5 protein-coding genes are annotated in these 6,617 nt (G+C 65.1%); 3 read left to right on the forward strand and 2 right to left on the reverse strand.

Annotation, left to right across the window (positions count from 1 at the left end; genetic code table 11):
• Positions 1–193: 193 nt before the first annotated feature.
• The gene (gene dctP / locus V7Q53_RS22700; RefSeq protein ID WP_333831241.1) at positions 194–1,204 is read right to left on the reverse strand and encodes a TRAP transporter substrate-binding protein DctP; all 1,011 of its coding nucleotides are present in this window, start codon (positions 1,202–1,204) and stop codon (positions 194–196) included.
• 289 nt (positions 1,205–1,493) lie between these two features.
• Positions 1,494–2,888 carry a MocR-like ectoine utilization transcription factor EhuR gene (gene ehuR, locus V7Q53_RS22705; RefSeq protein WP_333831243.1) on the reverse strand — a complete coding sequence of 465 codons (1,395 nt, stop codon included), beginning with the start codon at positions 2,886–2,888 and terminating at the stop codon, positions 1,494–1,496.
• A gap of 97 nt (positions 2,889–2,985) precedes the next feature.
• On the opposite strand from ehuR, the gene V7Q53_RS22710 reads away from it, so the two are divergent.
• The 3 genes from V7Q53_RS22710 to V7Q53_RS22720 all read left to right on the forward strand — a co-directional run bounded on the left by V7Q53_RS22710 (position 2,986) and on the right by V7Q53_RS22720 (position 6,461).
• Complete coding sequence (locus tag V7Q53_RS22710) at positions 2,986–3,474, forward strand: Lrp/AsnC family transcriptional regulator (RefSeq protein WP_333831245.1); 489 nt, start codon at positions 2,986–2,988, stop codon at positions 3,472–3,474.
• A gap of 104 nt (positions 3,475–3,578) precedes the next feature.
• Entirely contained in the window at positions 3,579–5,063 is a 1,485-nt protein-coding gene (locus V7Q53_RS22715) for an NAD-dependent succinate-semialdehyde dehydrogenase (protein WP_333831246.1), read from the forward strand.
• Between the two features lie 27 nt (positions 5,064–5,090).
• Positions 5,091–6,461 carry an aspartate aminotransferase family protein gene (locus tag V7Q53_RS22720; protein ID WP_333831247.1) on the forward strand — a complete coding sequence of 457 codons (1,371 nt, stop codon included), beginning with the start codon at positions 5,091–5,093 and terminating at the stop codon, positions 6,459–6,461.
• Positions 6,462–6,617: the final 156 nt, after the last annotated feature.

The raw sequence follows: 6,617 nt of genomic DNA on the forward strand, positions 1-6,617 counted from the left end.
GGGTGGCGTGTCTGAGGCGGGCGGGCGGTCAGGATCGGTCACGCGGTGCACCCTTCGTATGGCTGGCAACGGGATTCGGGAACGGGCAGGTGTCCGGCGCTGCGCAGGCTGGCCTTTTCACGCGGCGGCCCCCTGTCTGCGCGGGTCAAAGCCCCGGGGCGGGTTGCGCCCGCCCCGGAGAGTTTCTCTGCGATCAGTCCGAAACCGCAGCGAGGTCTTCTTTCATCTGGTCCAGAATGGCCTGACCACTGTCGCCGGTCATGCGCACAAACTCGGCCTCGACGGATTCGGCGGTTTCCATGAAGGCCTGACGCTCTTCATCCGACAGGCGGGTGACGGTCATCGTGGGCTTGGCCTCCATGATCGCCTCCAGCGCGCGCTCGGTCAGACCTTCCTGATATTCCAGGATATAGTCGAACGCGACCTCGGTGGCTTCGCGCACCAGTTCCTGATCTTCCTCGGACAGGCCGTCGAAGAAATCCTGATTGGCCATCAGCGCAGTGGTGAAGTTGTTGTGGCCGGTAAAGGTGATGTAGTCGGTCACCTCATACATGCGGGTCGATTCGACAAAGAACATGGGGTTTTCCTGACCCTGAATCATGTTCGTCTGAAGCGCGCCGTAAACCTCACCCCAGGGCAGCGGCGTCGGCACGGCACCAAAGGCGCGGTAGCTTTCCACCAGCAGCGGGTTGGTCATGACGCGGATGTTCTGCTCGTTCAGGTCGGCCGGGCTGTTCACCTGGTTGCGCGTGGTAATGACCACTTCGCCTTCCGGATACATCGTCAGCAATTCCAGCCCGTGCTGGGCATAAAGCTCCGGGAACATCTCGTTGATGGCGACCGAGGTGCGGAAGAATTCGTTCAGCGCGGTGCCTTCCTGCGGCAGCAGGTAGGGGACGAAGAACACCTGCGCCTCAGGGATCAGCGCGCCGGTAAAGCCGGGCGACTGGTTGACGAACTGCAGGATGCCCGCCTGCGTCTGCTCCATGATGTCATCCGATTCACCCAGCGTGCCGAAGGGGAAAAGCTGCACGGTATGGTCTGAATTGGCTTCGATATGTTCCTTGAACTGCGTGGCAAAGACGCCCTGCACCTCGTCGATGGCCTCTTCGAAAGCGTAGCGCCAGGTGTCTTGCGCCGAGGCGCTGGTGGCCATCAATGCGGCAGCGCTTGCGCACCCGATCAATACGGTCTTGAGATTCATTATGTCCATCTCCCATGGCTTGCACCCCGAGGGTGCGTTTTCATCGAACCAGCAGCGACAGGGCGCAGGATACGCATCAACTGCCCCCCGAATTGGGGGCCGCTTCATCGGCTGGCTGTGGAACCGGCACCCGGGCAATCCGCCCTGCAGCGGCAGGGCCGTCAGGGCCCTGCGGTGCGCACTTCCAGACCCTCACACAGAAGACCTGCACAAGTGTCATGTCAATCAGTATATTGAATCATGACAATGAGTGCAAATGCCGGGCCAGAACCGGGCTTGTGCAGCGGTTTCAGAGGGTCAGGAAATCAGGCTCCGGCATGTTGCGTGCCAGCCGCGCGATCAGGCTCAGTCCCTCGCGCAGCGCGGGCTCATCCGGTGCGCCCAGGCAGATTCGCACACCCTGAATGCGGCGGCGTGAGGGGTCGGTTTCAAAGGCGCTGCCGGGGGCGACGGCGACGCCTCTGAGCCGGGCGCTGTTGACAAACCCCGCCTCATCCCAGCCCGGCGGAAGCGGCAGCCAGACATGCAGGCCATGCGGTGATCCCTGCAGGCCCAGCCCGTCCAGCAGGCGCCGCGCAAGCACGTTGCGCCGCGCCAGTGCTCGGCGTTGCCAGCGCAGCAGTTGCAGCGCCGTGCCGTCTTCGATCATCCGGGCGGAAAGTTCGGCCACCAGCGCGCTCGCCATCCAGTTGGTCACCATATGGCGGCCAAAGGCGGCGGTGACATGACTTTCGGGCACCACCAGCCAGCCGGAACGCAGCGCCGGGATCAGGCATTTTGACAGGGCGGTGAAGTAAAACACCCGCTCGGGCGCAAGCATGGCCAGCGGCGCCGGGCGCCGGGGCTCCAGCGGCCCCCATGCATCATTTTCAACGATCAGCATGTCATGGAGGCGCGCAACGGCCACGATATCAGCGCGCCGCTGCGCTCCCATCGTCAACGCCCGCGCGTTATTGCCCGAGGGCATGACATACAGCACCCGCGCTTTGCGCTGGCGGGCGGCCTGATCCAGCGCGGCGGGCAGAATGCCCTGATCGTCGCATGCCAGCCCTTCCAGCTTCAGCCCGTGCAACTGCGTCAGGCTTTTCAGCGTGTGGTGGCCCAGCTCTTCGGTGACCACCAGATCGCCCAGAGCACCGGCGCTCAGAAGCGCCACCGTCATGGCCGGTGTGGCGCCATTGGTGGGCAGGACGCGGTCGGCGCGGGCCTCGATGCCGCACAGCGCCAGCCATGTCTGCGCGCGCTCGACATGCGAACGCAGCGCCATGCGCGGGCGGAAAGAGCCCAGCACCTCAGGCGGAACCGAACCCGCAAGCCCGGCCAGCGCGCTGTCGAGCGCGGCACCGTGCATCGGCGTCAGAACCGGCGTCAGCATCGAGCAGTCGATCACCGGCTCGCCACTGTCCAGCCGCTGATAGGGCGGGCCGCGCCCGTCGCCGGGGGCGGATTTGACGTAGGTGCCGCGCCCCACCTCGCCGGTGATCACATCGGCGCGGATCAGCGCCTCATACGCGCGGCTGACGGTCTGAACCGACAGGCCCAGCCGGAAAGCCAGATCGCGGTGGGTTGGCAGCCGGTCCCCCGGGCGCAGCGTGCCATCGCTGATCGCCGCAACGATCGCCCGCGCCAGCGAGCGATAGGCCGGGCGGCTGAGCGAGGCGGGGTCTGGCATCCACATTGTCATGATTTGTATCATGACAAGTTCATCGGCCCATGCAAGGACAAAGCCGCTCCGGTTCACGCCGGATTGACAAGCTGCCGATCCGGCGAAAGATAGCGCCATGCGCCCGCTTGCCCTTGATGACCGCGATATCGCCATCCTGTCGATTCTGACCCGCGAGGGGCGGATATCGAAGGCGGATCTGGCGCGCCGGGTGAACCTGTCGCCCACGCCCTGCTGGCAACGCCTGCACCGGATGGAGGAGGCGGGACTGATCCGTGCCTACCGCGCCGAGGTCGCGCTGGCGAAACTGGCGCAGCATGTGGTGGTCTTTGTCACCATCGAGCTGGAGAGCCACCGCGCCGAAAGCTTCCAGACATTCGAGCGCGCGGTGGCGCGGATTGATGAAATCACCTTCTGCTGGGCGCTTGGCGGCGGGTACGATTACCTGATGCAGGTGATCACCCGCGACGTGGCCAGCTATCAGGCGCTGATGGATGCGTTGCTGGAAAGCCGCGCCGGGGTGAAGCGGTATTTCAGCTACATCGTGACCAAGGATGTGAAGGCCGCCCCGCCGCCGCTGGCCGCGCTTCTGGATGGTTCATCCTGAAACCGGGCGTTCTTTGAACGATCCGCCTGCGCGGACGGGTCTCAACGGTGCGAATCCTCTGGCCCCTTGCAGCTAGACTGCGGGCAACCAGACAGGAGGCCCCCATGCAAGCAACCCGGCGCGCTCAACCGACACCCACCGATCTTTCCGGCCGGCTGGCCGACCCCGCGCTGCTGCAAACGCGCGGCCATATCGGCGGCTGGCGTGATGGCACCGGCACATTCGACGTAACCGACCCTGCCACCGGCGAGAGCGTCGCCACCGTTGCCCGGATGGATGCCGACGCCGCCCGCGACGCCGTTGATGCCGCGCAAGCCGCCTTTCCCGGCTGGGCCGCCGCCCTGCCGCAGGAGCGGGGCGCCACCCTGCGCCGCTGGTTCGATCTGATCACCGCTGCCCGCGAGGATCTGGCGCTGATCATGGTGGCCGAGCAGGGCAAACCGCTGTCCGAGGCGCGCGGCGAGATCGACTATGCCGCCAGCTTCGTCGAATTCTACGCCGAAGAGGCCAAGCGCCCGGATATCGAGGGCGTCACCTCACACCTCCCCGATGCCGAGGTTGAGGTCTGGCGCGAGCCGGTGGGCGTGGCCGCGCTGATCACGCCGTGGAACTTCCCCTGCGCGATGATCACCCGCAAGGCCGCGGCAGCGCTGGCCGCGGGCTGCACCTGCGTCGTGCACCCGTCCGCCGAGACACCCCTTTCCGCTCTGGCGCTGGCCGAACTCGCGCAGCGCGCAGGCTTCCCGCCCGGCGTGTTCAACGTGGTGCCCGGTGACGCGCCGGAAATTGTCGGCGCATGGACCGCTGACCCCCGCGTGCGGGCGCTGTCCTTCACCGGCTCGACTGAGGTCGGGCGGCTCCTCTACCGTCAGTCCGTCGACACCATAAAACGGCTGGTGCTGGAACTGGGCGGGCATGCGCCGTTCATCGTCTTTGCCGATGCCGATCTGGAGCAGGCGGTGGATGAGGCGATCAAGGCCAAATTCGCCACTACCGGGCAGGATTGTCTGGGTGCCAACCGCTTTTACATCCAGCGCCCGCTTTATGATGCCTTCTGCACCCGCTTCGCTGAGCGTATCCGCGCGCTCACACTGGGGCCGGGGATGGAGGATTGCGACCTTGGCCCGCTGATGAACGAGAAAGCGGTTGCCAAGCAGGAGGCCCATGTCGCCGATGCCGTGGCGCGTGGCGCGCGTTGTCTGGCAGGCGGCGGGCGCGATGCGCAGGGGCCGCTGTTCTACAAACCCACGCTGCTGGTCGATACCCCCCCTGATGCCGCCATCATGAACGAGGAAACCTTTGGCCCCGTCGCCGCCGTAACGCCTTTTGACAGCGAAGAGGAGGTCATCGCCCTTTCCAATGCTTCTGAGTACGGGCTGGTGGCGTACCTCCATACGTTGGACCCGCGCCGCATCTACCGGGTGACACGCGCGCTGCAATTCGGCATGGTGGCCGTCAACCGCACCAAGGTTACCGGCGCGCCGGTTCCCTTTGGTGGGATGAAACAGTCGGGCATTGGCCGCGAAGGCGCTCGCTGGGGCCTGGAGGCCTTTACCGATATCAAATACGTCTGCCGCGACTGGCACTGAGCCGCGCAACTGAAAAAGGATAAAACAATGCTGACCAATGACGAGCTGGCCCAGTGGGACCGCGACAACTTTTTCCACCCCTCCACGCATCTGGGCCAGTTCGCCCGGGGCGAGGGTGCGCAGCGCATCGTGACCGGCGGCGAGGGCTGCCATATCACTGATCGTGACGGCAACCGGCTGCTGGATGCCTTCGCCGGGCTCTACTGCGTCAACGTCGGCTATGGCCGCACCGAGATTTCCGACGCCATCGCCAAACAGGCGCGGGAGCTGGCCTATTACCACGCCTATGCAGGCCACGGCTCGGAAGCGTCGATCACGCTGGCCAAGATGGTGATGGACCGCGCGCCGGACCATATGGCGCGGGTCTATTTCGGGCTGGGCGGGTCAGACGCCAATGAGACCAACATCAAGCTGGTCTGGTATTACAACAACATCCTTGGCCGCCCGCAGAAGAAAAAGATCATCTCGCGCTGGCGTGGTTATCATGGCTCTGGCCTGATGACCGGCTCGCTGACCGGGCTTGAGCTGTTCCACAAGAAGTTCGACCTGCCGCTGTCGCAGGTCGTTCATACCGACGCGCCCTATTACTTCCGCCGCCCTCGCGCTGACATGTCCGAGGCTGATTTCACTGCCCATCTGGTGGGTGAGCTGGAAGCGCTGATCGAACGCGAAGGCGCTGATACCATCGCCGCTTTCATCGGCGAGCCGGTTCTGGGCACCGGCGGCATTGTCCCGCCGCCCGCCGGATACTGGGAAGCGGTGCAGAAGGTGCTGGAAAAGCACGACATCCTCTTCATCGCCGATGAGGTGGTTACCGGCTTTGGCCGTCTGGGCAGCATGTTCGGCGCGCACCATTACGCGCTCAAGCCTGATCTGATCACCATCGCCAAGGGCCTGACCTCGGCCTATGCGCCGCTTTCGGGGTCGATCGTCAGCCAGCGGATGTGGGATGTGCTGGCGCGCGGAACCGATGAAAACGGGGTGCTGGGCCATGGCTGGACCTATTCGGCGCATCCCATCGGCGCGGCGGCGGGGATTGCGAACCTTGAGCTGATCGACACGCTGGATCTGGTGGGCAATGCCGGGCGCACCGGGGCCTATCTGAACAAGGTGATGGCGCAGGCGCTGGGCAACCACCGCAATGTGGGCGATGTGCGCGGCGAGGGGATGCTCTGCGCGGTCGAACTGGTCAAGGACCGCGACAGCCGCACCTTCTTTGACGCCGCATCGGGCAGCGGGGCCAAGGTTGTGGCCGCCATGCTCAAGCGCGGGGTGATCGCGCGGGCCATGCCGCAGGGCGATATTCTGGGCTTCGCCCCGCCCCTGTGCCTGACCGAGGCCGAGGCAGACACCATCGCCGAAGTCACCGCCGAGGCCCTGCGCGAAGTACTGGGCTGAGCGCCTCTGTTTTAGCCCGCTGAACCCCGCCCCGCCCCTCACCGGGCGGGGTTTTGAATGGGGGTTGCGGTGGTCCGGCGGCTATGGTTGTTATAATATAACGCAAATATCACCAAGGTCACACCATGCCCCACCCCCCGTTCCACCCCCGCCGCA

This window comes from Pararhodobacter sp. (assembly GCF_036802785.1).
GTDB lineage: Bacteria > Pseudomonadota > Alphaproteobacteria > Rhodobacterales > Rhodobacteraceae > Pararhodobacter.